Origin of the sequence: Streptomyces sp. Inha503 (genome assembly GCF_047215865.1) — a bacterium.
Taxonomy (GTDB): Bacteria; Actinomycetota; Actinomycetes; order Streptomycetales; family Streptomycetaceae; genus Streptomyces; species Streptomyces lycopersici.
Window position 1 is genome coordinate 6,595,279 of the sequence record NZ_CP178360.1, and the last position, 24,802, is coordinate 6,620,080.

General features: G+C 70.1%; 16 protein-coding genes. 7 read left to right on the forward strand and 9 right to left on the reverse strand.

The window, feature by feature from the left end; genetic code table 11:
- Positions 1–16: 16 nt before the first annotated feature.
- Positions 17–1,834 (reverse strand): recombinase family protein, encoded by a 1,818-nt coding sequence (locus tag ACJX2R_RS27495; protein WP_015973862.1) that lies wholly within the window; start codon positions 1,832–1,834, stop codon positions 17–19.
- Between the two features lie 22 nt (positions 1,835–1,856).
- Here ACJX2R_RS27495 and ACJX2R_RS27500 point away from each other — a divergent pair, with 22 nt between their 5' ends.
- Complete coding sequence (locus ACJX2R_RS27500; RefSeq protein WP_413102330.1) at positions 1,857–2,642, forward strand: pirin family protein; 786 nt, start codon at positions 1,857–1,859, stop codon at positions 2,640–2,642.
- Between the two features lie 93 nt (positions 2,643–2,735).
- On the opposite strand, the gene ACJX2R_RS27505 is transcribed toward ACJX2R_RS27500, so the two are convergent.
- A complete protein-coding gene (locus ACJX2R_RS27505) occupies positions 2,736–5,210 on the reverse strand; it encodes an SdrD B-like domain-containing protein (protein ID WP_413105953.1) in 2,475 nt (824 codons plus the stop codon).
- Between the two features lie 512 nt (positions 5,211–5,722).
- Between ACJX2R_RS27505 and ACJX2R_RS27510 the strand changes: the two genes are divergently transcribed.
- Complete coding sequence (locus ACJX2R_RS27510; protein ID WP_413102331.1) at positions 5,723–6,448, forward strand: hypothetical protein; 726 nt, start codon at positions 5,723–5,725, stop codon at positions 6,446–6,448.
- Between the two features lie 7 nt (positions 6,449–6,455).
- Here ACJX2R_RS27510 and ACJX2R_RS27515 read toward each other — a convergent pair whose 3' ends face one another.
- Complete coding sequence (locus ACJX2R_RS27515; RefSeq protein WP_413102332.1) at positions 6,456–7,799, reverse strand: nitrous oxide reductase family maturation protein NosD; 1,344 nt, start codon at positions 7,797–7,799, stop codon at positions 6,456–6,458.
- Between the two features lie 67 nt (positions 7,800–7,866).
- Here ACJX2R_RS27515 and ACJX2R_RS27520 point away from each other — a divergent pair, with 67 nt between their 5' ends.
- Positions 7,867–9,024, forward strand: coding sequence for a Dyp-type peroxidase (locus tag ACJX2R_RS27520; RefSeq protein WP_413102333.1), 1,158 nt, complete (start codon positions 7,867–7,869; stop codon positions 9,022–9,024).
- 215 nt (positions 9,025–9,239) lie between these two features.
- Here the strand turns inward: ACJX2R_RS27520 and ACJX2R_RS27525 are convergent, their stop codons facing one another.
- Entirely contained in the window at positions 9,240–11,399 is a 2,160-nt protein-coding gene (locus tag ACJX2R_RS27525; protein WP_413102334.1) for a SpoIIE family protein phosphatase, read from the reverse strand.
- Positions 11,400–11,518: 119 nt separating this feature from the next.
- On the opposite strand from ACJX2R_RS27525, the gene aspS reads away from it, so the two are divergent.
- Positions 11,519–13,339 (forward strand): aspartate--tRNA ligase, encoded by a 1,821-nt coding sequence (gene aspS / locus ACJX2R_RS27530; RefSeq protein WP_262702109.1) that lies wholly within the window; start codon positions 11,519–11,521, stop codon positions 13,337–13,339.
- A 158-nt stretch (positions 13,340–13,497) separates the two neighbouring features.
- Positions 13,498–14,436: an intradiol ring-cleavage dioxygenase gene (locus ACJX2R_RS27535; RefSeq protein ID WP_413102335.1), complete on the forward strand. Its 939-nt coding sequence runs from the start codon at positions 13,498–13,500 to the stop codon at positions 14,434–14,436.
- 28 nt (positions 14,437–14,464) lie between these two features.
- On the opposite strand, the gene ACJX2R_RS27540 is transcribed toward ACJX2R_RS27535, so the two are convergent.
- The 3 genes from ACJX2R_RS27540 to ACJX2R_RS27550 all read right to left on the reverse strand — a co-directional run bounded on the left by ACJX2R_RS27540 (position 14,465) and on the right by ACJX2R_RS27550 (position 18,909).
- Positions 14,465–14,860, reverse strand: a complete 396-nt coding sequence (locus ACJX2R_RS27540; protein WP_413102336.1) for a DNA-binding response regulator — start codon at positions 14,858–14,860, stop codon at positions 14,465–14,467.
- Positions 14,861–15,133: 273 nt separating this feature from the next.
- Complete coding sequence (metG, locus tag ACJX2R_RS27545; RefSeq protein WP_413102337.1) at positions 15,134–16,867, reverse strand: methionine--tRNA ligase; 1,734 nt, start codon at positions 16,865–16,867, stop codon at positions 15,134–15,136.
- 146 nt (positions 16,868–17,013) lie between these two features.
- A complete protein-coding gene (locus tag ACJX2R_RS27550) occupies positions 17,014–18,909 on the reverse strand; it encodes a VWA domain-containing protein (RefSeq protein WP_413102338.1) in 1,896 nt (631 codons plus the stop codon).
- 397 nt (positions 18,910–19,306) lie between these two features.
- Here ACJX2R_RS27550 and ACJX2R_RS27555 point away from each other — a divergent pair, with 397 nt between their 5' ends.
- A complete protein-coding gene (locus tag ACJX2R_RS27555; RefSeq protein WP_413102339.1) occupies positions 19,307–21,385 on the forward strand; it encodes a PhoX family protein in 2,079 nt (692 codons plus the stop codon).
- A 13-nt stretch (positions 21,386–21,398) separates the two neighbouring features.
- On the opposite strand, the gene ligD is transcribed toward ACJX2R_RS27555, so the two are convergent.
- Positions 21,399–22,337, reverse strand: coding sequence for a non-homologous end-joining DNA ligase (ligD, locus tag ACJX2R_RS27560; protein WP_413102340.1), 939 nt, complete (start codon positions 22,335–22,337; stop codon positions 21,399–21,401).
- A 168-nt stretch (positions 22,338–22,505) separates the two neighbouring features.
- Here ligD and ACJX2R_RS27565 point away from each other — a divergent pair, with 168 nt between their 5' ends.
- A complete protein-coding gene (locus ACJX2R_RS27565; RefSeq protein ID WP_413105954.1) occupies positions 22,506–23,543 on the forward strand; it encodes a LysR family transcriptional regulator in 1,038 nt (345 codons plus the stop codon).
- A gap of 128 nt (positions 23,544–23,671) precedes the next feature.
- On the opposite strand, the gene ACJX2R_RS27570 is transcribed toward ACJX2R_RS27565, so the two are convergent.
- Positions 23,672–24,757 carry an endonuclease/exonuclease/phosphatase family protein gene (locus tag ACJX2R_RS27570; RefSeq protein ID WP_413102341.1) on the reverse strand — a complete coding sequence of 362 codons (1,086 nt, stop codon included), beginning with the start codon at positions 24,755–24,757 and terminating at the stop codon, positions 23,672–23,674.
- Between the last annotated feature and the right edge of the window lie 45 nt (positions 24,758–24,802).

Sequence of the window (24,802 nt, forward strand, 5' to 3'; positions counted from 1 at the left end):
CTTCCCGGGTGTCTCGCTACGCCGCTACGTCTTCCGTGCCGTCCTGGGCGTCGTCTTCGTCGTCGTCGGTCGGCGGCTTCGCCCACGTGATCGAAGCGCGCTTCTCGATGGGCGTTCCCTGCCCCCTGCCCGTAGTCGACTTCGTGACAACGATCTTGTCTACGAAGAGCCCGACGAACACGCGCTTGTCGTCTACTGACGCGCGCCCCCACCACGACTTAGGGCCGGTCGGGTCAGCGTCGGCGTCTTCGGGGAACCATTGGTCAAGGGGAAGCTTCGGGGCTTCGGCGGCTTCAAGTTCGGCAAGCCGCTCTTCCGCCCCTTGCTGCCGGAGCGTCAGCGCTGCCTGTTGCTTCCGGAAGTGCTTCCTGCCAACGGGTCCGTCGTACGCGCCTGCCGCGCGGTCTTCGTACAGCTCTTCAAGGGCGTTCAGGGCGTCGGCGCGCTCCGCAACAAGGTTCGCCCGTTCGCCGCTCTTCTCAGGCGCCTCAGTGAGCTTGCCGAAGCGTCGGGCGGCTTCCCACAGAAGCGCCAACGTCTCTTCGTCGCCTTCGGCGTGCCTGATCTTGTTGAAGATGCGTTCCGCAACGAACTTGTCGAGTGCCGCCATGCTGACGTTGCACGTGCCTTCGTGCTGCCCAGGTGCGGACGGGTCGACCACCTTCCGGCGACGGCAGCGGTAAGAGTCCTTGATCGATTCTTCCCCGCGCTTCGAAGTCATGACGGCGCCACACTCGCAGTACAGCTTGTCCATGGCGGACAGAATGGCTTGCCCCCGGGAAAGCCCCTTGCCGCGCCCCCTGCCGTCCAACCACGCCTGAAGCTCATACCACTCAGCGGGCTCGATGATCGGTCCGCAATCAAGCTCGACCGGCCGGAGCGTGATCGGGTCGCGCTGAATGCGGTAACCCTCAATCTTCGTGGTCGGCGTGCCGTCCGGCTTCTTCTTGTAGATCACCTCAGCGGCGAAGCCCGCAATACGCGGGTCCCGAAGGATTCGCATAACGGTTGCCGGGTCCCAGGCGCTTGAAGCGGTCTTCTTCCCAATCGTCTCGCCCCGGGTCGGCACGGCGTCAGCGTCCATGCGCTTACAAAGCCCCGTGATGCTGCCCGGGTGAATGGCGGCTTGACTGCCCGGCTTGAAGGGAAGGTGTTTGTGCGTCTTGATCTCACGCCACCACCACCGGATTACGTCGGGCTCGAACTCGAAGGGTCCGGTAAGGGGAGTGGTCGAGTGCGCAAGCTTGTTGATGACGACATTGACCATTCGGCCGTTGCGCGTGATCTCCTTCGTCTCCGAAACAAGCTCGAAGCCGTAAGGCGCCTTCCCGCCGACGTACCCGCCCAATTCGCGCTGAAGGTTCTTCGTGTCGAGAATCTTCGCCGACTTCAGCGAAGATTCTTTGTGCGACGCGTCGAGCCGCATAATCAGGTGAATCAGGTCCATGACGTTTCCCTGCCGGAAGACGCCTTCCTGAGTGGAAACAATCGTCACGCCCAGGGCGAGCAATTCCGAGACAATCGGAATCGCGTCCATGACCTTCAGGCGCGAGAAGCGCGACACGTCATAGACAATGATCATGTTGAGCCGCCCGGCGCGGCATTCGTTCAGGATGCGTTCGAACTCCGGGCGCTCCGCCGTCCCGAACGCCGACGTGCCCGGCGCTTCGCTGAAATGCCCGACGAACCTGAACCGGCCCCCGTCGCGCTCGACTTCGCGCTGAAGGTCGGCCGCCTTGTCTTCGTTGGCGCTACGCTGTGTCGCTGGGCTTGCTGCGCTCGAATTTTCGCGCTCGCGCGACTGACGGTCGTAAGCACCCGCGTACGTGTCCACCCCGGTCACAACCCCTTGTGTCATGTCGGCGACCCTACGCCCCCAACTGAGAGAACTCAGGGGCACCCCCTGGCACCCGCACCGCGGCTTCGAGACCGTCACCTACATCATCGACGGGATCTTCGACCACCAGGACTCCAACGGTGGTGGCGGCACGATCACCAACGGTGACACCCAGTGGATGACGGCCGGGGCCGGTCTGCTCCACATCGAGGCGCCGCCGGAGCAGCTGGTCATGTCCGGCGGCCTCTTCCACGGCCTTCAGCTGTGGGTGAACCTGCCGAAGAAGGACAAGATGATGTCGCCGCGCTACCAGGACATCCGCGGTGGCCAGGTCCGGCTGCTCACCTCCCCCGACGGCGGCGCGCTGCTGCGGGTCATAGCCGGTGAGCTGGACGGTCACGAGGGTCCCGGCATCACACACACGCCGATCACGATGATCCACGCGACGCTGGCGCCGGGTGCGGAGATCACCCTGCCGTGGCGCGAGGACTTCAACGGCCTCGCGTATGTGCTCGCGGGCCGCGGTGCTGTCGGCGCCGAGCGGCGTCCGGTCCACCTGGGCCAGACGGCCGTCTTCGGAGCCGGTTCCGCGCTGACCGTCCGCGCGGACGAGAAGCAGGACTCCCACACACCGGACCTGGAGGTCGTGCTCCTCGGCGGTCAGCCCATCCGCGAGCCGATGGCGCATTACGGTCCCTTTGTGATGAACACCCGCGCGGAGCTCCAGCAGGCCTTCGAGGACTTCCAGAAGGGCCGGCTCGGCACGATTCCGGCGGTGCACGGGATGTCCGAGGGCGGAATGTAGGACTCGCCGGGACGAGACGCGAACGAGCCCCGTCCGGATGGGGACGGGGCTCGTCGGCGCTTACGGGCGGATCACCCGTCTTTCAGCGTTGTCTCAGTGTTGCCCGGCGCGACGCTTCCGGGTCGCGAACGCGGCTGCCGCGCCCGCACCGGCCAGCAGGGCACTGAGGGAGATGATCTTCAGCAGGCCGGACGTACCCGTGTTGGCCAGCGAGCCACCGCCTCCACTGGTCCCCGAGCCTCCGCTGGTTCCCGAGCCTCCGCTGGTCCCGGAGCCCCCGCCTGTCCCCGAGCCTCCGCCAGACTGGGGGCCTGGCTCGTTGGGCGGCTCAGAGGTGGGCGGCTCCGACGACGGAGTGGGCGTCGGCGTGGGAGTCGGCGGTTTCTGCTTGGGGATGTACACGCCGGCGTCGATCGTGTGATCGACCTCTCCTGGCTTGTCCGGCGCCGTGACAGGTGCGCGTCCGTCGCACAGCCGCCCGGTCGTCGGCGGGGTCACATTCGAGTCATGTGCCCGGTTGCCACCGGCCCGCGGGAGCGTGAACCGCAGCTTGGTGGCCGACGGCTCAGTCGGCACCTCGCTGGTGTCCGCGGTACACACATCGAACTGCACCGTGTACTTCGCGCCCGGCTTGAGCTCATAGTCGGCGCCGACCCCACCGAAGTAGTACTCGCCGGCGGCATCGGTCTTGGTCGTGGCGACCTGCTTGCCGTCGGAGTCCAGCAGGTTGATCGTCGCGTCCGGCAGCGGCACTTCGTTGCGACCCTCGGGATCCTGGATCCCATTGTGGTCGCCGTCGAACCACACCCGGTTGCCGATCTGGATCGGTGCGTTAGCCGCCTCATAGGCGATATCGCCGAGCCCACCGGCCTTACCGAACCCGCTCTGTTCCTGACTGACGAACTGGTACGCGTTGTGGGTCGGATCGTTGCCCGGGCCCTGACCGGTCGTGACGTTGTGGTAACCGGTCCCGGAGGTCGCGACGTTGACGACCGGGTCGAACTCCGTGCTGACGACCCACTGCTGCCGCGGAATGTAGGCCACCGAGCCCAGCGCGGTCTCCGCGTGAACCCCGTTGCCGAAGTAGTCGCCCGGGAAGTACTCGACGACACTTGGGTCCTGGGTGCCACCGGTGGCGGGGGTGGCGTGGTTGGGGCAGCTTCCGGTGCCTTCCCACTCGTATCCACCGGTGGGAGTGGCACAGGCCATGTTGATGTCGCCGCCGGCCATGCCGTTTTCGGGGTCGTCGTTGTCCGGCCTCGGGTCCAGTCCACCCCAGCTCACGACGTCCATGAACCGGTCGCGGAAACCGAGGACCATCGAACCGTCGCGGGTGAAGGCGAGGGAGGCGAGCTCCGGCTGCGGATCGATGAAGACGTTGCCCACCTTCCGCTCGTCCCACGTGGCCAGGGAGGTGTTCCACGGGTTCCAGTGGGTGGCCTGGACGACGTCGTTGGAACCGAAAACGGAGCCGCGCTTGGCGGTGAGCGGCTGGGTCAGCACGGTGTCGAACTGATCGCCGTCGTAGGTGTAGACGACGGCCTTCAGGTCCTCGCGCTTCTGTGTGCTCTCCGCGCTGCACACACCACCGACGTAGAGCTTGCTGTCGTGGACCTGAAGACCGAACGGCCGCCAGTCACCGGGGCTCGCGCAGCCCGGGTCCGGGATGCGCACCGACGCTTCGGGTGCGGACGCGGTGGTCCCGGTCGCGTCAAAGCTGACCAGGCGCCGGGTCCGCAGATTCACCGCGTACAGCGTCGAGCCGTCCTCCGACAGGGCCAGGCCGCCGATGCTCTCCTTGCCCGGCACATCGGTGAACCCGGCGTCCTTGATCATCTTGCTGGCGTCGTGGGGCGTCACCGTGGCGCCCGGCACCTTCGCGAACAGGGTCGGCGCGCTCCCGCCGTCGGTCGGCGTGGTGTAGATCGCGTCACCGCCGCCCGGCCCGTACGGGGTGTACCGCCGGGCGAACGCGCCCTGGAAGATCCGCTTCCGGTCCTTGTCGTAGGCCAGCGCGAACGTCGTGCCCACCTGGTCCTGCGTGTTGAGCGTGGTCGGGCACGCCGTATCGCCAGGACACGTACCTCTTTCGTCCGTCCCGAACGCCACCAATGCCCGTTTGTCTTGTGCGTCGGCGGTGTTCTGGATCGGTACGAAATACCGTGTGTCCGGCAGCGTGTAGTCGGCCGGGTTCCAGACGCCGGTAATCACCGAGTCGTCCTTGCCGTCCGACACGTCCACGAACGTCGTGAAGCTGTCGAAGTGGTTTTCCTTCGTGGAGGCCGGTGCCGCCTGAAGATACTTGTTGTACGGCGCCGGGATGGTGACGTCGACGCGGTACTGGCCGCCGGTCAGTTCGGTCGACTTCGAGACCACCACCTTTCCGGTGGCATCCGTGGTGCCGGTGACCCGATGGCCGGCGGGGTCCGACACCTTGACCTTCATGCCCCGCTGCGGCACGTCCATGGTCGTGTTGATCACGCCGGTGCCGAAGAAATCCCGCAGGACCTGCACCGTCAGGGTGCCGTCGCCAGTTGAGGCGGTGGCCGTCCCGACCGTCGCGCCCATGGTGCTGCCCAACAGTACGAAGGCGCAGAGGCCCACTCGTGCCAGTGGGCCCGTACGCTTCCCGGCTGTCCGGCGTAACCTTCCACGTACTCTTCGCACAGCCATCACTCTCCCCTCGTGATGTGAACCGACCACCCGTTTCCAGTCGTGCATCCGCTTCCCGGCCCCGGGTGACACGTCGGTCATGAAAAGGGCCCACCGCTGTTTCGGTGGGCCCGGTCGTTCTTGGTCGTCCTGGCGGATGTAGCGAATTCAGGGACTCGGGAGTGCCATTCCCAGACAAGTCGCACTCGTCCTCGCTTCCCACGCGGAAACAGCACAAGAGTCTGAATTGTCATCCTGAACCGCTCCATCAGCAGCGATACTGTAGCGGGTGTACGCCAAGATCGGGGGGAGAGTAGGGAATGAATAAGCGGAACGTGTTAGCAATGCGCCGTGTACGGAGTCTGAAAATCAGACACGTTCTCTCGCGGCGCGCGGCGGGTCGGCGCCGATGGCCGCGGGCACGCTGGGTGGCAGCCGCCATCGGCGGTGTGGCCGTCGCGGTGGCCACGTTCCTGATCGTCGACAGCGACTCCGCCCCCACCGGTCCAAAGGAATTGACCTCGGATCAGGCGAGCCGTCTGGCGGTCACGCGGTTCCTCAACTACCAGGCGGGCGGGCGCGCCATGACGATCAACGTGCCGGGCACCGCTGGTGAGCTGACCATCACCGGATCCATCGACTACCGCCGCAAGATCGGTTACGGCGCGGTGCACGGCACCGGGCGCGATACGTCCAGCGACGGGCTGATCCAGTGGACGGCCACCACCGTGTCCGTCCACCCGATGGCGAACGCCCCGGCGAAGGCGCCGGCACGGCCGCCGGAGTCGGGCTGGTCCAGTCGTCCGCTGCTGAAGTACGGCAGTTCTCTGGACAGTTCGCTGGCCATCGCGCTGAAGCTGGGCAGCGACCGTCCGGACAACGCCGAACTACTGCCGCAGAACGGTGCCGCCTGGGTTGGACAGGACCGGTTGGACGGCCATCGGGTGGACATCATGACCGGGCCGAGCGCCCGTGCCACGCCCGGTACGGCGGGGGCGACGACGGGTGCCGTGCGCTACTGGATCGGCTCGGACGGCACCATGTACCGGGTTCGCGTCGGTGTGGCCTCCGCGTCGCGGCCGGTGGTCATCGACTTCGACACCCACAAGTACGTTCCGGTCCGGCCGGTGCCCGGAGTCACCCCGAAGCGGTAGCCGGCCCTCAGGACGTCCCCACCCGCGCCCCCGCGGCGAGCAGTGACGCCGACGGCAGCCGGAAGCCCGCCGTGTCCGGCAGTGCCGGAACCGCCGGAACGGCGGTGGCGCCCGTGGTGGTGGCCTTCGGGAACTGCGGCTGCCGCTTGGGCGCCGCCACATCGGTGAACGGGATCCCGCCGGGTGCCGTCGGCTTCGCCCATGTGCCGGACGGCGAGGACGACCGGGCGGGGCGAGGGCAGGACGCGGTTGTCGCGAGCCGGGCGGGCACCGTCTTCCGCAGGTCATTGCCGCGCAGGCAGTTGCCCCGTCCCTTCGTGGCGGTGGGGAACGTCCAGCCGACGTCAACGCCGTTGGCGGCGAAGGTGTTGTCCAGGATCTGGTTGCCGTCCGGCCGTATGTCAGCGGTTGCGGTGATCACCACCCCGGCGTTGCTGTTACCGGCGATTCGGTTGCGGACGAACTGGTTCTCGGTGCCGCCGTCGACGCCGATGCCGATGCCCCACCCGCCGTCGGCCTGTTCGGGGGTGGCCGCCTGCTGGTTGGCCGCGATCAGGTTGCCCGCGACGACGGCGTCCTTCTGCGGGAGCAACTTCTCCTGGTGGTCGGAGTTGGTGGTGAGTCCGACCCGGTTGCCGACCAGGCGGTTACCGACCACGTACATGTCGCCACTGGCGTTGGTGCCTTCGTAACCGACCGCGTTGAGTTCGGCGATGTTGTCCCGCACCACGATGCGACAGGGCTTGCACTGTCCGACGTAGATCCCCGAGTCGGCCGAGCCCGAGGTGTACGAGTGCTCGATGACACCGTTCTGCGCGGAGAACGCGTAGATGCCGTACAGCCCGTTGCGGGTCGCGGTGACGTGGGAGACCAGGAACGACTTCAGGAGGGTGACGGGCTCGTCGCCGGTGTCGTAGCCGCCGGACTGCCCCGGCGCTCCGGCGGCCGCCTTCGCCGAGCCGGTGACCAGGACCCCGTTCTGCGTGTTGTTCTCCACGGTCAGGTTCTCGACGGCCACCCCGGGGGCGGCGACGACGATGCCGTTCGGCTGCCGTAACCGCCCGTCGATGACGACCTTGTCCCGGGACGCGCCGCGAAGGGTGATGCGAGCCTTCGATATCTTCACCGACTCGTGGTACGTGCCCGGCGCGACCAGCACGAGATCGCCGGGCCGGGCCAGGGACACCGCGGCCGAGATCGTCGGGGCGTCGGCCGGCACGTTGATCGTCACATGCGCGCCGGACGGTCGTCGGCCCTGGTCCGACCCGTCATCGCCGCCGCCGCAGCCGGCCAGTACGGGTACCAGTGTTCCGAGCACCGCGGCCATCAGGCGAAGACGGAGACGAGGCATGGCCTCATCCTGGCACGGACGCCGATGAAGTCGCGGGCGCCGATGCGGATATGGCACAGTTCACACTGTGCGCCCAGCCGACTCCCGCCCGTCACGCCGCGCGTTCCTCGGTGCCACCGGCACCGTGACCGCCGTCGGCCTCTCCGCCGGGTGCCAATCGAGTTCCGCCCCGCCGGACCGGGACGATGCCCCCGAGCCGACCCCGCCGGTATCACCAACCGGCCGGTACCAGGCGGGCATCACCCTTCCGCAACCGGCCCAGCGGAACCTGCTGGCCGTGGTGGCCGACCTCGTTGACGTCGATGCCGCGGCCGTCCGTCCGCTGCTGGCCGAACTCGGCGAGGCCATCCGCACCCTCACCGCGGGGACCGACGCACGGCTGATGGGCCTGGAGCCGGGCGATCTGACCGTGACGGTCGGGGTGGGCCCCCGGCTGGTGCGCGAGGTCGATCCCGACCTGCCCGGCGCGAAGGACCTCCCACGGTTCTCCCGTGAACGGATCGCCTCCCGGGCGCGCGGGGGCGACCTGCTGATACAGATCTGCGCCGACGACGCCTTGGTGATACCGGTCGTGGCCGCCGCGCTTCTGGAGCGGGCCGGTGACCGGATACGGGAACGCTGGCGGCAGTCCGGAGTCCGCGGTGCGAACGTGCCGGTGGATCGGGGCCTTGCCGCGCCACGGAACCTCTTCGGTTTCGTCGACGGCATCGTGGGCCCCCACACGAAGGCCGAACAACGACGCCACCTGTGGTTGGCAGGACCGGCTCATGTCGCCGACGGCACCCTCGCCGTACTGCGGCGCATGGAACTCGACCTGCCGAGGTTCGCCAAGCTGTCCGTCGCCGAACAGGAAGCGGTCTTCGGCCGGCGCCGGGCCACTGGTGTGCCCCTCTCCGGTGGCACCATCGCCTCGGGCCCGGACCTCGGCGCCAAGACGCCGGACGGGCGCTACCTCGTCCCGGTGGACGCCCATGCCCGCAGGGCACACTCCACCGCGGTCGGCGTCGGCCTCATGCTCCGTCGCTCCTACAGCATCGACGGACCCGCCCCCGGCCTGCTCTTCATGAGCTTCCAGAACGACATACGGACCTTCACCAACACCCTCACCCGGATGGACAATTCCGACGCCCTGCTGGAATTCACGACCACGACCGCCAGCGCGAGCTTCCTGATACTTCCCGGCTTCGACGAACAACACCCGCTCGGTTCCCGGCTCTTCCACTGATCAGCCCGGCCGCCCCGGCACCATCCCGGCCGAGGGCTACGAGGTGTCCGGCGGATCGTGACGCCTGCGTCGGGCTGCTCCCCTCCCCGCCCCTTCCCGATACCAGGAGCTTCGCCCCTGGACCCCGGGGTCTGGGGCGGAGCCCCAGTTTCGGGAAGGGGCGGGGAGGGGACAGCATCGATATGCGGCTCCGCCGCGTGGTCCGCCGGACGCCCCTAGGCCCCGTCAGGCTGGGACGAGGCCCCGGCCTCCGGCCCTGCCTCGTGCAGTTCGTACCAGATGCATTTGCCGTCGCCGCGCGGGTCCACCCCCCAGTTGTCGGCCAGCAGTTCCATCAGCAGCAGGCCGCGCCCGGAGGAGGCCAGTTCGCCCGGGCGGCGGCGGTGCGGCAGCTCGTCGCTGCTGTCGGCGACGTCCAGCCGCAGCCGCCGGGTCCCGGGCCGCCCGCTGACCTCGGCCACCAGCAGGGCGTCCCCGTCGGTGTGCAGCAGCACATTGGTGACCATCTCGGAGAGCATCAGCACCGCCGACTCCACCTGGTCCGGGTCCGCCCAGTCGTGCAGCATGTCGCGCAGCTGCCGGCGGGCGCCCGCTATCCGCTCCGGTTCGGCCTGCGCCACCGTGACCGCCGTACGCCGCACCGGCGCCGAACCGGGCCCGACCAGGCACACCTCCGCCTCCCGGCGGATCAGCAGCAGCGCTATGTCGTCCTCGCGCCGGTCCGCGAGCGGACCGGTGGTGTGGTGGGAGGGCGGCCCGTGCACCGCCTGCACCAGGGAGTCGGCCAGGATCTCGAGGTCGTCCGAGTCGAGCCCGCCGGAGCCGGCGTCCGGGGCGGCGGGCCGCTCGAAGACCTCCCGGATCCGGCCCCAGCCGCTCTCCAGATCGTGCCCGCCGGTCTCGATCAGCCCGTCGGTGCACATCAGCAGCGTCTCGCCGGGCTCCAGCACCACCCGGGTGGTCGGATAGTCGGTGTCCGGGTCGATGCCCAGCGGCAGCCCGCCCGCGGTGGGCCGGAGCATCATCGTCCCGTCGGCCAGCCGGACCGCCGGGTCGGGGTGGCCCGCGCGGGCGATGTCCAGGGTGCCCGCCACCGGGTCCACCTCCATATAGAGACAGGTGGCGAACCTCGGGTCGTAGCGGCCGTCCGGGCCCTCGGGTTCGGCGAGACCGGCCAGGAAGCGGGAGGCGCGGGAGAGCACCGCGTCGGGGTGGTGGCCCTCGGAGGCGTACGCCCGGACCGCGATCCTCAGCTGCCCCATGATCCCGGCGGCGCGCACATCGTGGCCCTGCACATCGCCGATCACCAGCGCGGTACGCCCCGAGGGCAGCCCGATCACGTCGTACCAGTCGCCGCCGACCTGGAGCCCGCCGCCGGTCGGCACATAGCGCGCGGCCACCGTCAGCCCCGGGATGTCGGGCTTGCTGGCGGGCAGCATCGAGCGCTGGAGCCCGTCCGCCAGCTCCCGCTCGGTCTCCTGGAGCGCGGTGCGGGACAGCGCCTGGGCCAGCATCCGGGCGATCGTGGTCAGCACCGAGCGCTCATCGGGCGAGAACGACACCGGATGGGCGAATCCGGCCATCCATGCGCCGATGGTGCGGCCCGCGACGATCAGCGGCAGAAACGCCCAGGACCGGCGGGCGCGGGAGCGGCCCGGCGACCACCCGGCCGGGAACCGGCCGCGGTACTCCTCCGGTGTGGGCAGATAGACCGCCCGGCCGGTGCGCACCACCTCCGCCGCCGGATGGTCGGTGCTCAGCGCGATGTCGTGAAGGGGACGGTCGGTGCCCGCCCGCGGCCCGTGGTGGCCGATCACCGAGATCCGCTCGCCCTCGACGCCGAAGACCGCGAGCCCGTCCGGGGAGAAGCCCGGCATCGACAGCCCCGCCGCCACCCGCAGCACCTCGGCGGTGGACATCGCCTCCGCCAGTGCCCGCCCCGCGTCCAGCAGGAACGCCTCGCGGTTGCGGCGCCAGTCGCCGGTGATCGGCGGGCCGCCTGCCGAGGTGCCCGGCAGCGGGTCGGGGACCTCCTGGAGGGTGCCGAGCAGGTAGTAGCCGTCGTCGCTGCCGCCCCGCGCTATCGGCCGGGAGCGGGTGCGCACGGTCCGCAGTACGGTGCCCTTCTCGTCCACGATGCGCAGCCGGGCCTCGGCCAGGGTGCCCTCGGCCACCGCGAGCTGGACTATCGCCTTGACCTCGAGCCAGTCCGCGGGGTGGAAGCAGGCGCGGGCGGCGGCCTCGGGGAGGGTGACGGCCTCGGCGGGAAGGCCGACCAGCCGGGCGGCCTCCGCGTCATAGGTGACGGCGCCCGAGACACTGTCCCAGCGCCATAGGCCGGTCGCTATGGCGGCCAGCAGGTCCTCGGTGCGCATTGCGCTACCTTATGGGGATTTGCCAACCGCTTACCAGTGAGGGTCGTGGCGCCGGTAGGCTTGGCCGGAAGCTTCCCTAGGGTACGTACGCCTCCCGATCGACACGACTTGGATGAATGATGCATCGGTACCGGTCCCACACGTGTGGTCAGCTCCGCGCCGCTGACGTCGGCACCGACGTCCGGCTCTCCGGATGGCTCCACAATCGACGGAACCTGGGCGGCATCCTCTTCATCGATCTCCGCGACCACTATGGCCTGGTCCAGCTGGTGGTGCGCCCCGACACCCCCGCCAACGAGGCACTGAGCTCCATCAGCAAGGAGACCGTCGTCCGGGTGGACGGCCGGGTCATCGAGCGCGGCGCGGACAACGTCAACCCCGAGCTGCCGACCGGCGAGATCGAGGTCGAGGTCGCCGACGTCGAGGTGCTCGGCGCCGCCGACCCGCTGCCCTTCACCGTCTTCCCCGAGGACGGGGTCGGCGAGGAGCGGCGGCTGGAGTACCGCTTCCTGGACCTGCGCCGCGAGCGCATGCACCGCAACATCATGCTGCGCTCCGCCGTCATCTCCGCCATCCGGCAGAAGATGACCGCGCAGGGCTTCAACGAGCTGGCGACCCCGATCCTGTCCGCCACCTCCCCCGAGGGCGCCCGGGACTTCCTGGTCCCGTCCCGGCTGCACGCGGGCAAGTTCTACGCGCTGCCGCAGGCCCCGCAGCAGTTCAAGCAGCTGCTGATGATCGCGGGCTTCGACCGCTACTTCCAGATCGCGCCCTGCTTCCGCGACGAGGACGCCCGCGCCGACCGCTCGCCTGGCGAGTTCTACCAGCTCGACGTCGAGATGAGCTTCGTCGAGCAGGAGGACGTCTTCGGCGTCATCGAGAAGGTCATGACCGAGCTCTTCGAGGAGTTCGGCGACGGCCGCCATGTGACCTCGCCCTTCCCCAGGATCCCGTTCCGCGAGGCCATGCTGAAGTACGGCTCGGACAAGCCGGATCTGCGGGCCCAGCTGGAGCTGCGGGACGTCAGCCACATCTTCGAGGGCTCCGGCTTCAAGGCGTTCGCGGACAAGCACGTGCGCGCGCTGGCCGTGCCGGATACCGCCGAGCAGCCCCGGAAGTTCTTCGACCAGCTCGGTGAGTTCGCCTCTCAGCAGGGCGCCAAGGGGCTGGCCTGGGTGCGGCTCGGCGAGGACTCCAAGCTGACCGGCCCGATCGCGAAGTTCCTCACCGAGGAGGACGTCGAGAAGCTGATCGCCGAGGTCGGGGGCAAGCCCGGCACGTCGATCTTCTTCGGCGCGGGTGACTTCGACGAGGTCTCCAAGATCATGGGCGCGGTGCGGGTCGAGGCCGCCAAGCGGGCCGGCCACTTCGAAGAGAACGTCTTCCGCTTCTGCTGGATCGTGGACTTCCCGATGTTCGAGCGGAACGAGGACACCGGGCAGATCGAGTTCTCCCACAACCCCTTCTCCATGCCGCAGGGCGGTCTGGAGGCCCTGGAGACCAAGGACCCGCTGGACATCCTCGCGTGGCAGTACGACATCGTGTGCAACGGTGTGGAGCTGTCCTCCGGTGCCATCCGGAACCACGAGCCGGAAGTCATGTACAAGGCGTTCGAGATCGCGGGCTACTCCCGGGAAGAGGTCGAGCGCGAATTCGGCGGCATGCTGCGCGCGTTCCACTTCGGCGCCCCGCCGCACGGCGGTATCGCCCCCGGCGTGGACCGCATCGTGATGCTGCTGGCCGATGAGCCCAACATCCGCGAGACCATCGCCTTCCCGCTCAACGGCAACGCCCAGGATCTGCTGATGGGCGCGCCCAGCGAGGTGGACGACGCCCGGCTGCGCGAGCTGCACCTGTCGCTGCGCAAGCCGCCGCAGGTCAAGCAGGCTGAGAAGGCGGCCGAGAAGACGGGCGAGAAGGCCGAGAAGCCCGCCGAGTAGGCGGGGGCCGGACGAGAGTCACCGGGCGGGGGCGTGCCGAACGGCGCGCCCCCGCCCTGCGTGTGAGTGGCCGTGGGTGGCCGAATGCCGCTCTTCGCACAGCCATTCACAGCCGGTACCCATGGGGCTGCCAGGTTGCCTCCCTACTGTCCCGGCCCATGACCGAACAGCAGAGCAGCAACGGCCTCGAGCCGCAGCCCCAGCGGGACATGACGAGGCGGCGGGTCGTGGTGGCGGGTGGTGCGGCGGTCGCGGCGGCGGGCCTGGGAGCGGCCGTCGCCACCACCGCCTCGGCGGGCGAGACCTCCGCGTCCGCCTCCGCCGCCACCCCCTCGGCCGCCACGTCCTCCACGTCCTCCCCGTCCGGCGAGGTCTGTTACCGGCTCACCTCGGAGACCACCGAGGGGCCGTACTACATCGACGCCGACAAGATCAGAAAGGACATCACCGAGGGCAAGGAGGGCATCCCGATGACCCTCCGCCTCAAAGTGATCGACTCCGACAGCTGCGAACCCGTGGCCAAGGCGGCCGTCGACATCTGGCACTGCGACGCGCTGGGGCTCTACTCGGGTTACGAGAGCTCCAGCAGCGGTGGCGGCGGCACTCCGCCCACCGGGACCCCGCCCACCGACGCCCCGACGGGCGCGCCGACCGGTGCCCCGCCCGGTGGCGGCCACCAGGAGCCGACCGACGACAAGCGGTATCTGCGCGGCACCCAGCTGACCGACCGGCACGGCTTCGTCGAGTTCAGCACGGTCTTCCCCGGCTGGTACCGGGGCCGCTGCGTGCATATCCACACCAAGGTGCACATCGGCGGCAAGCTCACGGACGACGGCTACGAGGGCGGCCACACCTGCCACACCGGTCAGCTCTTCTTCGCCGAGGAGGCTGTGCTCGACTCGGCGAAGGTGGCCCCGTACAACACCAGCACCACCGAGCGCACCACCCTCGACGAGGACGGGATCTACCCCGGCAACGGCGCGCAGGGCGGGCTGCTGCGCCTGAAGTACCGCAAGGGGAAGATCGAGAAGGGCGTCGTCGGCAGCCTCACGCTGGGGGTCGACCCCGACGCGACCCACGACGGCACGGACCTCTGACGGCCTGGGGTCGTCTGAAACCCTGGGGTCACAGCTTCCGGTCCACGCCGCACGGTGTGCCCCGGTCCGCGCGGGCGGCCCGGTGCACGGCGCGCAGCAGCCGCTTCGGCGTGGTCCGGTGCTGCCATAGGACGGCTTGGACGCCGTACTCCATCACCGCCATCAGCTCCGTCTCCCGGAGCTCGCCCGCGATCAGCACCACCCGCTGCCGACCGCCCCGCACCAGACGGCGCAGCTCCGCCCCGGCGCGGTCGTCGAGGCGCTCGGCGAGCATGACGGCGACGGCGCCGCGGGGTTCGTCGCCGAGCGGGTGTGGCCGGTCGACCAGCTCGACGCTGGGCTGATGCTTCAGATGACGCACGACCCCGGCCCGGCTGAGCGGGTCGGGGCCGTGGACCGTCACCGTGACACGCGCGTCCGGCACTGTGTTCCTCGATTTCCCGGTGGCTATGGACTCCACAGGGTCTTCGAGGGGGCTAAACGAACGGTTGCCGCGCGATCAACACGTGCGTGAGGGGACGCGTGAGGGGGCCGCACGGTGCCGTTCGGGGCTGCGCCTACGGGGCGCCTGGGCGTCCGGCAGGATCTTTCCCCTACCCGCCCCTTCCCGAACCAGGGGCTTCGCCCCTGGACCCCGGAGCCCCGCCACGCGGCGGAGCCGCATATCGATGCTTCGGGAAGGGGCGGGAGGCCCTGGCTACGCGGCGCCGTTCCCGTTCTGCTCATCGCCGCCGAAGCGCTGCCGGAAGGCGTCCAGGTCCTCCTCGGTGATCTTCGCGAAGAGCACCGGGGGAACCGTGAAGGCCGTGCCCGCCGGGATCGACGCCAGCGCCTTCGCCTCCTCCTGGCCGACCCAGGTCGCGGTGTCCTCGCCCAGCGCGAACGTCGACCGCATGGCCCGCGCCGAGGCCGGGATGAACGGCTCGGAGACGATCGCGTAGAGGTGGATGAGGTTCATCGCCGTACGGAGGGTGAGGGCCGCGGCCTCCTGGTCGGTCTTGATCTCCAGCCAGGGGGCCTTCTCCTCCAGGTAGGAGTTGCCCGCGCTCCACAGGGCACGCAGCGCCGCCGCGGCCTTGCGGAACTGGAGCGCGTCCATGTGCTCCTCGTACTCCGCCAGCAGCCGCGCGATCTCCTCGCCCAGGCGCTCCTCCGCCTCCCCGGCGGCCTTCCCGGCCGGAACCTCGTCGCCGAACCGCTTGCGGGAGAAGGACAGCACGCGGTTGACGAAGTTGCCGAGGGTGTCGGCCAGGTCCTTGTTGACGGTGGCGGTGAAGTGCTCCCAGGTGAAGGAGGTGTCGTCGGACTCCGGGGCGTTCGCCATCAGGAAGTAGCGCCAGTAGTCGGCGGGCAGCACCTCGAGCGCGGCGTCGGTGAACACCCCGCGCTTGGCGGAGGTGGAGAACTTCCCGCCGTAGTACGTCAGCCAGTTGAACGCCTTGACGTAGTCGACCTTCTTCCAGACGTCCCGGGTGCCGAGGAGGGTGGCCGGGAACATCACCGTGTGGAACGGGACGTTGTCCTTGGCCATGAACTCCGTGTAGCGGACCGTCCGGTCCACGTCGTACCACCACGACTTCCAGTCGCGGTTCGCCGGGTCGAGGTCCGCCCACTCCTTCGTGGCTCCGATGTACTCGATCGGGGCGTCGAACCAGACGTAGAAGACCTTGCCCTCGGCCGCCAGCTCCGGCCAGGTGTCGGCCGGCACCGGCACGCCCCAGTCCAGGTCACGGGTGATCGCCCGGTCCTGAAGCCCCTCGTTCAGCCACTTGCGGGCGATCGAGGAGGACAGCGTCGGCCAGTCCTTGCCGTGCTCGTCGACCCAGGCGGCGACCTCCTCCGCCAGCTTGGACTGGAGGAGGAAGAGGTGCTTGGTCTCCCGGACCTCCAGATCGCGGCTGCCGCTGATCGCGGAGCGGGCGTCGATCAGATCGGTCGGGTCGAGCACCCGGGTGCAGTTCTCGCACTGGTCGCCGCGGGCGCGGTCGTAGCCGCAGTGCGGGCAGGTGCCCTCGATGTAGCGGTCGGGGAGGAAACGGCCGTCGGCGTTGGAGTACACCTGGCGGATCGAGCGCTCCTCGATGAAGCCGTTCGCCTTGAGCTCCCGTGCGATCGTCTGGGTGATCTGCACGTTCTGCGCGGAGGAGCTGCGGCCGAAGTAGTCGAAGGCGAGCCCGAAGCCGTCGTAGATCGCCTTCTGTGCCTCATGCTGCTGGGCGCAGAACTCGTCGACCGGCAGCCCGGCCTCCTTGGCGGCCAGCTCGGCGGGGGTGCCGTGCTCATCGGTGGCGCAGATGTAGAGGACGTCATGGCCGCGCTGGCGCATATAGCGGGAGTAGACGTCGGCCGGGAGCATGGACCCCACCATGTTGCCCAGGTGCTTGATCCCGTTGATGTAGGGAAGGGCGCTGGTGATGAGGTGTCGAGCCATTGCAGGCTGCTCCCGAGTCGATACGGTAAGTGACTTTTCGCTCTGTTGAGCCGCCAATATCGTATCGGAGCGACGGGGGCCACCCGCGCGGCGATTTTCCGCGGCGGATGGCCCCCGAGTGGTGCCCAGTCGGATGCGGTCGCTGGTCAGCCCTGCTCGCGGGCGGCCAGCCAGCCCGGGAATTTCTTCAGCAGCTCCCGGTACAGCTCGGCGTCGGCGACCGTACGGGGGTCGAGCCCGGCGTGGAAGAAGCCGGTGTTGTCGACGGCCCGCTTCTCCGGGACGGCCAGGGCGGGCGAGGTGTCCAGCTTCCGCAGGAAGTCGAACCCCTTCGCCTCCGGGTCCCCGAACGCCAGGAACTGCCAGAACAGCGGCAGCCCCGCCGCCTCGCACAGCGCCTTCTCGGCGGCGGTCTTGGTGGTGGGCGCGCCGTCCGTCTGGAAGATCACGAACGCGGGGTCGGTGGTGCCGGACGCCTTGTAGTGCTCGATGACGGCGTTGACGGCCGTGTGGTAGTTCGTCCGCCCCATGTGCCCGAGCGAGCCGTGCAGCTCCTCGATCCGGCCGGTGTGCCGGTCCAGCTCGAGGTCGGCGGTGCCGTCGATATCGGTGGAGAAGAACACGACGGGCACGGTGCCGCTGGTGTCGAGCTGCGCGGACAGGGCGAGCGCCTGCTCGGCGAGGTGCGACACGGTGCCGTCCTTGAAGTACCCCCGCATCGACCCGGACCGGTCCAGCACGAGGTAGACGACCGCCCGCTGCCCACCCAGCCCGCTCTCCTGAAGGGCTTCCCCGGCCGCCCCGTACGCCCCGACCAGCCCAGGCGCCCGCGACGTGAGGTCGGCGAGGGAAATGGCGGCGGCGGGCGCTTCGGCCTTGGCGGCGGTGGCGGGTGCGTCGGCCTCCGCCTCGGCGGGCGCGGCCGCCACGGGGGCGGCTTCGGGCTCGGGCTCGGCGTCGGCTTCGATCGTGGGCTCGGCCTCGGGCTCGGCCTCCGCCTTGGCGGGTTCCTCATCGGTCTTGGCCGCAGGGGCGGCCTCACTGATGGCCTCTGCTGCCGCCCCGGCTTCGGCCTTGGGCTCGGTGTCGGCGCTTGCCTCCGCCGCCGGAGCCGCCGTGGCATCGCCGTCGACCGAGGGCTCGGGGGCGCTCGCGGCTGCGGGCGTGGCCTCCGCCGTGGCCTCCGGTTCGGCTTCCGTCTCGGCCTCGGCCTCTGCCTTGGCGGACTTGTCATCGCTCTTGGCGGCGGGCGCGGCCTCGTCGGCAGCCTCTGCCGCTGCCTCACCATCGGGCGCGGCGGTCTCTGCTGCCGCCTCGGCCGTGGCGGCGGCTTCCGGCTCCGCCTTGGCGGTCTCCGGCGCGGGGTCCTCCGCAACCTCGGTCTGGGGCGTGGTGTCGGCCTCCGCCACCGCCTTGACGGTCTCCGGTGCGGGGTCGGCTGCGGGCTCAGGCTCGGCCTGCGCCGCGGCCGACGCCTCGGCAGGCTCCTCGCCGGACTCAGCCTTCGGCTCGGCGTCGGCGCTCGTCTCCGTCTTGTCCTCGGCGTGAGCCGCCGGTTCGGGGGTCGGCTCGGCTTCGACGTCGGCCGCGGGGGCGGTGGCGTTGTCACCGGCTGCGGCCGCAGCCTCCGCCTTGGCGGCGGGCTTGGGCTCGTTCGCCTCCGCCTCCGCCTCCGCCTCCGACTTCGGCGCGGTGGCGGGCGCTTCCTTCTCGTCGGTCGCTGCCGCTGCCGCAGCCGGAGTCTCTTCGGTGCCCGTCGGCGTGTCCTCGTGCGCGGGGGACTTCAGGATCTCGTCGAGGGACTTCAGCGGGGCGGACAGGGCCGGGTCGTGCCCGGATTCGTCGTCCCGGGAGTCCGGGGCCGGGGCCGAGGCCGGGGCCTTGGTGTCCGTGTCCGTGTCCGCGTCCGTGTCCGTGTTCGCGTCCGCTGTCGGCTCGGGCTCCGGATCAGCCTTCGGCTCCGGATCAGCCTTCGGCTCAGGCTTAGGCGCAGGCTCCGGCGCGGGCGCAGGCTCGGGCTTGTCCTCGGCCGTCTGGTCCACCGTCGACTCCGCCGACTTCGGCTGAGGGTCCGGGACAACCGCCGCCTCCGGCGCAGCAGAAGATTCGTCCACCCCCGTGGTTCGGGAGCGGCCGAAAACTTTGCGCAGTAGGTCCCGTATGCCCATGGGAGATACCTCTCACGTGTCGAGTGCGGTGCATGGCGGTGCATGTCCGTGGTGCCGAAAGGCTAGCGGGCCCTTCGGCGGCCCTCTTCCGCCGATTCCGCTCGCGCTTCGTTCACCTCTGGTTCAGGCGTTCGTCGCCGCCATGCGGTTCTACGCCCATAGCTTCGCCGCCAAAGGATCCCGACGTCATGTCGGCCCGGACCGCGTCGGAGTACTGCCCGTGCGGGGCCCGGCGAAGCCCATACGTGAACACCCTTACGGAGGGGAAGACGTGCGCAACCTCCTGCCGCTCATCAGCTCGCACCCGGGCGGTCGTTCCGCACTGACGTGCCGGTACCGCTGTGGCGACGCCTGCCTTCACGAGACGCCGAACACCAGCGACAACGCCTATGTGGGCGATGTCATCACCGGTGCCGCCTCGCGCCGTGCCCTGCTGCGGGCCGGTGCCGTGGTGACCGTGGCGGCCGCGACCGGTGCGGTGGCGGTGGAGCGGGCGCCGCGGGCGTCCGCCGCGACGGGCGGCGGCGCCGCCGCGGAGCACGAGGCCGCCGCGAAGAGCAAGGCCGCCCGCGGCCTCCGCTTCGCGCCGGTCGACCCCAACACCGAGGACACCGTGGTCGTCGCCGAGGGCCACGACCAGAACGTGGTGATCCGCTGGGGCGACCCGATCCTGCGCGGCGCGCCCGCGTTCGACCCGGACCAGCAGAGCGCCAAGGCCCAGGCAGCCCAGTTCGGTTACAACAACGACTACATGGCGGTCCTGGACGTCCCCGGCGAGCGCGACCACCAGCTGCTCGTGGTCAACCACGAGTACACCGACGAGGTGCTGATGTTCTCGGGTTACGACCCGGAGAACCCTACCCGAGAGCAGGCCGAGATCGGCTGGGCCGCGCACGGCCTGTCCGTGGTCGTGACGGCCGAGGAGCGCGGTCTCGGCCGGCTCACCGCGCTGTCCCGTCACCGCCTCAACCGCCGTATCACCGCGACCACTCCGTTCGAGGTCACCGGCCCGGCGGCGGGCAGCGAGCTGCTGCGCACCTCCGCCGACCCGACCGGCAAGCGGATCCTCGGCACGCTGAACAACTGCGGCGGCGGCATCACGCCGTGGGGCACGGTGCTCTCCGGTGAGGAGAACTTCAACCAGTACTTCGCCAACGGCGGTTCGGTCACCGACCCGGCCACCGCGGCCCGCCTGAAGCGGTACGGCATCACCGGCGCCGCCTCCGAGCGCAAGTGGGAACGGTTCGACGACCGTTTCGACGCGGCCAAGGAGCCGAACGAGTCCAACCGCTTCGGCTGGGTGATCGAGATCGACCCGTTCGACCCCGAGTCCACTCCGCGCAAGCTCACCGCGCTGGGTCGCTTCAAGCACGAGGCCGCCGAGCCCCGGCTGACCACCGACGGCCGTCCGGTCCTCTACATGGGCGACGACGAGAAGTTCGACTACTTCTACAAGTTCGTCTCCGCCAAGCGGATGATGAAGGGCAACAGCCGCACCGCCCGCGAGCACAACCGCACGCTGCTGGACGAGGGCACGCTGTACGTCGCCAAGTTCACCGGGGACAGCCCGTCCGCCGAGATCGACGGCTCCGGAAAGCTGCCGAAGGACGGCGAGTTCGACGGCGCCGGTGAGTGGATCCCGCTGGCCTGCGGCGACCGTTCCTTCGTGGAGGGCATGACCGCCGAGGAGGTCTACGTCTTCACCCGCATCGCCGCCGACAAGGCGGGCGCTACGAAGATGGACCGCCCCGAGGACGTCGAGCCCAGCCCGCGCACCGGCCGGGTCTACATCGCGCTGACCAACAACACCGACCGCGGCAAGGAGGGCAAGGCCCCCGCCGACGAGGCGAACCCGCGCAACGGCAACAAGCACGGCCAGATCCTGGAGCTGACCGAGCGCTGGAACAACGCGGGCTCCACCCGCTTCAACTGGCGGCTGTTCCTGGTCTGCGGCGACCCCGAGGACCCGAGCACCTACTTCGGCGGCTTCCCGAAGGACCAGGTCAGCCCGATCTCCTGCCCGGACAACATCACCTTCGACGCGTACGGCAACCTGTGGATCTCCACCGACGGCAATGCGCTCGGCAACCACGACGGGCTGTTCGGCGTGGCCACGGCGGGCAGCCGCCGCGGTGAGGTCAAGCAGTTCCTGACCGTGCCGAACGGCGCCGAGACCTGCGGTCCGATCGTGCAGGACCGGCGGGTGCTGGTGGCCGTGCAGCACCCGGGCGAGATCGACGGCGCGAGCGTGGAGAAGCCCGCGTCCACCTGGCCCGACGGCCCGGGCAAGCTGACCCGGCCGTCCGTGATCAGCGTCTGGCGGCGCGACGGCGGCGACATAGGCGCCTGAGACCGCGGGGCGGTCAGCCCTCGGCCTCCGCGAGCCGCTTCAGCCGCTCGCGGGGGCCGCGCAGCGAACGGCCCCTGGTGTCCGTACGGGCCCAGGGGTCGTCCGCGAGCCGTTCGCCGACCGTCCGCAGCGTCCAGCGGTCGGCCCTCAGCTCCGGGTCGTCCAGCTCCCGCGCGTCGATGGGCGTGGCCACCGGGGCTCCGGGCCGGGCGCGCACCCCGTACGGGCTGACGGCGGTCTGGGCGTAGGCGTTGCGCTGGGTGTCCAGGTAGAGCCGACCGCGCCGCTTGGCCTTGCGCGGCTCGGTGGTGAGCCGGTCGGGGTGCCGGGCGGCCAGCAGATCGGCGGCGTCGCGGGCGAAGGCCCGCACGGTGTCGAAGTCGGCGCGGCGGTCCAGCGGGACGATGACATGCAGTCCGCGCGAGCCGGTGGTCATCAGCAGCCCCGGCAGCCCGAGCTCGCCGAGCAGCCCGCAGCAGCGGCGGGCCGTCCAGCGCACCTCCTCGAAGCCGGACTCGCCCGGCGACGGCGGATCGAGGTCGAAGACCAGCCGGTCGGGGTGGTCGGGCCGGTCGGCCCGGGAGAGCCAGCGGTGCGGGGTGACGCACGCCTGGTCGGCGAGGTAGAGGAGGGTCGCGGTGTCGTCGCAGACCACATGGGTGACCTCACCGCCCTCCTTGGGGAGCACGGCGCGGCGCACCCAGTCTGGAAAGTAGTCGGGCGCGTTCTTCTGCATCAGCGGCTTGCCGCCGATTCCGTCCGGATGGCGCTCCATCATCAAAGGGCGGCCGCGCAACTGCGGAATGACGCGCCGGGAGACCGACCGGTAGTACTCGACGAGGTCCCACTTCGTGATCCCGTCGTCGGGGAACAGCTCCTTTTCCGGTCGGCTGACTCGTATGGTGTGGCCCCCGGTCCTGACGTTCCGCGCATCGGTCCGCTTCTCGCTCATATCGGACTCGGGTAACCACATGGATCGCTGACTAAACTCTGGAGTCAGGAAAACGGGAGAAGTTGAAAACCGGGGGAAATCATGGTCAGACCAGGTTCGCTCGGCCCGCCGACGACGGATCGGCGCGGCCGCTGGGCGCAGAGCCCGCTCGCGCTGATGGACACCACGATGGACCAGTTGCGCACCCTGATCATGGTCCATGAGGCCGGTACGGCGCTGGGCGCGGCACGGATTCTGGGCCGCGAACAGTCCAGTGTGCAAAAGCAGATCGACACCATGAACCGGAACTTTCGCGAGCTTTGCGGCGAACCCCTCATACTCAAGCAGGGGCGCGGCAAGGACGTGCTGTTCACCGGCACCGGAGAAGCCCTGGTCGAATTGGCGCGCGGAACTCTCGGCGACTGGCTGGACGGCATCCATGAGTCACGGCGCCGCCTGGGAAAAACGCTGATGGTGGGCACCACCCGATTTACCCTCAGCTATCTGGCGGGCGCCGGGGAGCGGGTGGCCGAGGACTTCCGGCAGCGCGGTATCGAGCTCAAGGTCGGCCATGTGCGCACCCGGGACGTGCTGGCCAAGCTGCGCGCCAAGGACGTGGACCTGGTGTGCGGCTCCGTGGTGACCCGGCCCGAGGGCGACGATGAGCTCGCCGCCTTCGATGTGATGGAGTGGCGGCGCAGCGGGGTCTCGCTGCTGACCAACCTCTCCGAGGCCGAGCTGCCCGGCCCCACCGCCCCGACCAGTGCGCTGCGCACCCTGCCGCTGGTGGTCTCGGCGAGCGGGCTGATGGCCGGGGTGCTGCACACCTGGTTCGGCGGCGACTACCGCGGCAAGCTGCGCATCGCCGCCGAGATCGACACCGTCAACTACGGCTTCGAGCTGCTGCGCTCCGGGCTGCTGCGCGGCTGCATGCTGGTCACCAAGGGGGTCGCGGACGCGGCGGGCGATCCGAGGGTGGTCTACGGACGCGGGCTGCGCGCCGTCGAGCTGGTCAATGACACCGGGCCCCGGCTGGAGGTGCTGCTGGGCGCGTTCACCCGGCGCGGGGAGCGCGCGTCGTATGACCCGTCCCACCCGCTCAATCTGCTCTGGGACGCGCTCGCGCAGGAGAACGCGCGCTGGCAGCGGGAGCAGCGCTGGCCCACGGCGGGTCTTGAGCCCGATCCATTCGAGCTGGCCAACTCCTACGACCCGAGCGAGAGCTGAGGCTCCGATCAGCCTTGGAGCCTCCTGTCAGCCTTGGAGCCTCCACTCAGCCTTGGAGCCTCCACTCAGCCTTGGAGGCCCGGTCAGCCTTTGAGTCCCCGGTCAGCCCTTGAGCCCGCGGCCGACCCTCAGCTCTGTGGTCCGTACAGGTCCAGTTCCACCAGCAGCGCCCGGTGGTCGGTGTGCGGCAGATCCAGGAAGCGGGCCGTGCGCGGCCTCAAGCCCCGGCTGACCAGGACGTGGTCGATCTGCGCCCCCAGGAACGGGGTCGTGGCGCTCGGCCAGCTGGGTGTGCGGGACTCCCCGGTGGCCCGTGCGCCGTCCCGCAGCCCGGTGTCCAGGAGGGCCCGGAGGGCGGCGTGGTCCTGGGTGGCGTTGAAGTCGCCCGCGATCAGCGTGGGTTCCCCGCCCCGCCCGTCCGCGTAGGCCCGCAGCCGCCCCAGCTCGGTGCGCCAGAGGTCCAGTTGCCCCGGCATCGGCGGCATGGGATGGGCGACCTGCATCCGCAGCCGCTGCCCCGCGACCCGGACGACCGCGCCCGGCATCCGCAGCGTGCCGCGCACCCCCTCCGTCCGGGTCAGCGGATGGCGGCTGAGGATCGCCGAGCCCGCGGCGGCGCTGTCGCCGAGGGCGACGCTCCGGTACGGATAGGCCCCGCGGACGGCGGCCGAGTCCAGCGCCTCGGCGCACCGCGTATCGCACTCCTGCACCGCGACCAGGTCCGGCCGCTCCCGGCGCAGCGCGCTCAGCAGCCCCTCCCTGGCCTGGCCGAATTCGAGGTTCGCGGTCATCACCCGCAGTCGGGCGAGGACCGGTCCGCGCGGCTCGGGCGGGGAGCCGCCGTCGTACGGCTGGATGAACCACCCGGTGGCCGCCGCTGCCGCCAGTGCCCAGCCGCACCCCAGCGGCCAGCGCGCGGCCGTGCTCAGCAGCAGCCCGAGCGCCGCCGGGACCAGCAGCCAGGGCAGGAAGGCCAGCAGCTGCGGTATGGGGGTGATCCCGTCGGTGTCCGCGGCCCGGCACAGCACCACCACGCTGACCACGGCCAGGGGCGGCACCGCGCACCAGGCGGCCCACCGCCGGGCCCGTCCGCCGGGAAGCCGCAGCAGCCGGGCGACGGCGCGCGGCAGCCGGGCGACGGTGCCCCGGGCGCCGCGCGGTGCCGGTGGGCGGCCGGGGCCCGCGGCTTGGTCCTCCGCGACTGTCGTCTCCACGCTGGGCCTCTCGATCGGGGCGGGGGCGCACATTCTCCTATGAAC

What these genes read in the sequence shown, in the direction of transcription:
- ACJX2R_RS27565 (WP_413105954.1), top strand. Translation starts at nt 22,506, where the DNA reads ATGGACCAGTTGCGCACCCTGATCATGGTCCATGAGGCCGGTACGGCG.
- ACJX2R_RS27535 (WP_413102335.1), top strand. Translation starts at nt 13,498, where the DNA reads ATGACCGAACAGCAGAGCAGCAACGGCCTCGAGCCGCAGCCCCAGCGG.
- ligD (WP_413102340.1), bottom strand. Translation starts at nt 22,337, where the DNA reads ATGAGCGAGAAGCGGACCGATGCGCGGAACGTCAGGACCGGGGGCCAC.
- ACJX2R_RS27505 (WP_413105953.1), bottom strand. Translation starts at nt 5,210, where the DNA reads ATGGGCGCGACGGTCGGGACGGCCACCGCCTCAACTGGCGACGGCACC.
- aspS (WP_262702109.1), top strand. Translation starts at nt 11,519, where the DNA reads ATGCATCGGTACCGGTCCCACACGTGTGGTCAGCTCCGCGCCGCTGAC.
- ACJX2R_RS27525 (WP_413102334.1), bottom strand. Translation starts at nt 11,399, where the DNA reads ATGCGCACCGAGGACCTGCTGGCCGCCATAGCGACCGGCCTATGGCGC.
- ACJX2R_RS27515 (WP_413102332.1), bottom strand. Translation starts at nt 7,799, where the DNA reads ATGCCTCGTCTCCGTCTTCGCCTGATGGCCGCGGTGCTCGGAACACTG.
- ACJX2R_RS27500 (WP_413102330.1), top strand. Translation starts at nt 1,857, where the DNA reads ATGTCGGCGACCCTACGCCCCCAACTGAGAGAACTCAGGGGCACCCCC.
- metG (WP_413102337.1), bottom strand. Translation starts at nt 16,867, where the DNA reads ATGGCTCGACACCTCATCACCAGCGCCCTTCCCTACATCAACGGGATC.